Below are 1,047 nucleotides of genomic sequence, written 5' to 3'. Positions count from 1 at the left end.
AGAGACGCCGACCACACCACTCGATGGTGGTCGTAAGATGTTTGTAGACCTTCATAAATACGACCTTAAAGATTTGTCACATTGGATGGAAAAGCAAGTGTATTTAAATATGGGCGCACTTTTATTAGGTGCTGCAGCTTTAGGTATTGATGCTTGTCCTATGGAAGGTGTAGATGTAAAAGCTTTAGATAAAGAGTTTGACTTACATGAAAAAGGCTATACAGCATTAGCTGTTGTGTCTTTAGGATATAGAAAAGATACCGATTTTAATGCGAAGCTTCCAAAATCGAGATTTTCAGAAGAAACCATAATTACCAAATTATAAAATAAACGAGAACACTATAAAAAATCATATTATGAAAAGCACAATAGTAAAATTCACAGCAAAACCAGAACACGCAACTAGTTTTGCAGCAACATTAAAAGAAGCACAGGCAGCAACACAAAAAGAAGCTGGTAATAAAGAAATTAAAGTATTTGTATCTAAAGCAGATGCCAATGTATTTTTGTTTATGAGCGTTGGGCAGATAAAGCAGCAATAACGTCTCACGATAATGAGGCGCACACAAAAAGTTAATGGAAGTAGGGCAAACAGCGTTACAAATGGCGCCAGATTTTTATTTCTTAGGGGATACCAATCCGTTACCAGACCATTCTAAATCTGCAAATCCGGAGGATGAAGTATTTATCATTTTCTTCATTTTTAAATTGAAAACAGAATTTAGATCACAACTTTTAAATCAGTTTGAAGACCACATTACACATACCAGAAAAGAGGAAAAAGGAAACATTCTTTTTGATTTATACACAGTAGACGACCAAGACGATACATTGGCTGTTTATGAGCATTGGAGAAAAGAATCTGATGTTTGGGACATTCACTTTCACCAACCTTACGCAGAAAAAACGGGTAAACTTATGGAAGAAGCTGTTATTGGTGATTTAAAACAGTATATGAATTTTGTAACTGAAATTTAAAAATTTTTTAAAATGAAAAATATAATTACAGCACTAGTTTACGGAATTATCGTTGCAGTTAGTATTCAG

The 1,047-nt window shown here is 34.2% G+C and carries 3 protein-coding genes; all 3 read left to right on the top strand.

Going from position 1 to position 1,047, the window contains the following annotated elements; genetic code table 11:
- A partial coding sequence (locus ASC41_RS00015) for a nitroreductase family protein (RefSeq protein WP_193786884.1) occupies positions 1 to 325 on the top strand: 325 nt, incomplete at its 5' end.
- 31 nt (positions 326 to 356) lie between these two features.
- Positions 357 to 542: a putative quinol monooxygenase gene (locus tag ASC41_RS17045; protein ID WP_206542921.1), complete on the top strand. Its 186-nt coding sequence runs from the start codon at positions 357 to 359 to the stop codon at positions 540 to 542.
- A gap of 34 nt (positions 543 to 576) precedes the next feature.
- Positions 577 to 978, top strand: coding sequence for a putative quinol monooxygenase (locus ASC41_RS17040; RefSeq protein WP_206542920.1), 402 nt, complete (start codon positions 577 to 579; stop codon positions 976 to 978).
- Positions 979 to 1,047: the final 69 nt, after the last annotated feature.

This window comes from Lacinutrix algicola, assembly GCF_001418085.1.
In the GTDB taxonomy this organism is placed as follows: domain Bacteria; phylum Bacteroidota; class Bacteroidia; order Flavobacteriales; family Flavobacteriaceae; genus Lacinutrix; species Lacinutrix algicola.
Note: the sequence above shows the minus strand (reverse complement) of the source record. Positions and strands in the feature narration are given on the sequence as shown.

Excerpts from the sequence above, each read along its gene's own strand:
- ASC41_RS17045 (WP_206542921.1), top strand. The coding sequence starts at position 357 with ATGAAAAGCACAATAGTAAAATTCACAGCAAAACCAGAACACGCAACT.
- ASC41_RS17040 (WP_206542920.1), top strand. The coding sequence starts at position 577 with ATGGAAGTAGGGCAAACAGCGTTACAAATGGCGCCAGATTTTTATTTC.